This window comes from Mesorhizobium sp. M1163, from assembly GCF_040318415.1.
Classification (GTDB): domain Bacteria; phylum Pseudomonadota; class Alphaproteobacteria; order Rhizobiales; family Rhizobiaceae; genus Mesorhizobium.
This window is the reverse complement of the sequence record NZ_JAMYMF010000107.1, coordinates 1-812: the sequence shown is the minus strand read 5'-3', so window position 1 is coordinate 812 and position 812 is coordinate 1. Positions and strand designations below refer to the sequence as shown.

The window sequence follows — 812 nt, the reverse complement described above, 5'->3', positions numbered from 1 at the left end:
CCGCTCGGTGCTAGCCCAATTTGCGGACCGTTTGCGTGCAGCAGGGGTTGAAGACCCCAAGGCCTCCACTCCAAGAGTGCTGCATAATATTTGGCCAGCCTGAGACGGACATGTGCTCTATGGGCGTATCCACGAAGCCATCACTGGGGCTTTCGACCAGTACGTCGCTCGAACTCCTCTGGTGCTCGGACCGGCTTGAGTTCGCCTGTTGGAACAGCGAGGTAATTCGGCTCCCCTTCATCATCGACGCCTTTGACCGCGAGATCTCCTGGGCCGCTGTCGCCATTGCCGGAATTTCCGGCTCCGACGTGCGCGACACGATGCTGGAGGTTGTCGAGAAACGGTTCCCCGCAACCCGAGCCCCGCATGCTGTCGAACACCTATCGGATAGCGGCTCGGCCTACGGCGCGCTAAACAAGACTGTTCGCCCAAGCGCTCAATCTTTCACAGCCCACAGTCCAACGGCATTTCGGGAAGCTTTCGTCAACACGGTTAAACGAGACTACATCCGCATCTCAGCTCTTTACGCTCAGGCACCACTCCGCAGATCGATAGATGGTTCGTACTACAACGACATCGATCCTAATTCGCAAGCAAGATAGCTTCCCCTTGGCGTTCATCCCGGCCATCTCAACCTAAACCGACCGTTCGAGGAAACGGGATGCACTTCAGAAACCAATTTTACATCTTGCCCAAGTCCTCAACAGAGCACCGTGCAGGCTCGTCAGCGGAGAATCATATTGAATTTCGATTATATTGTTGTAGGTGGCGGTTCATCTGGATGCGTTATGGCGAACAGGTTATCCGCCGAT

The 812-nt window shown here is 55.4% G+C and carries 1 pseudogene; it reads left to right on the top strand.

The window, feature by feature from the left end:
• Positions 1–173: 173 nt before the first annotated feature.
• Positions 174–602 (top strand): annotated as a pseudogene (locus NKH43_RS35220) (DDE-type integrase/transposase/recombinase); the annotation flags it as partial.
• Positions 603–812 lie beyond the last annotated feature (210 nt).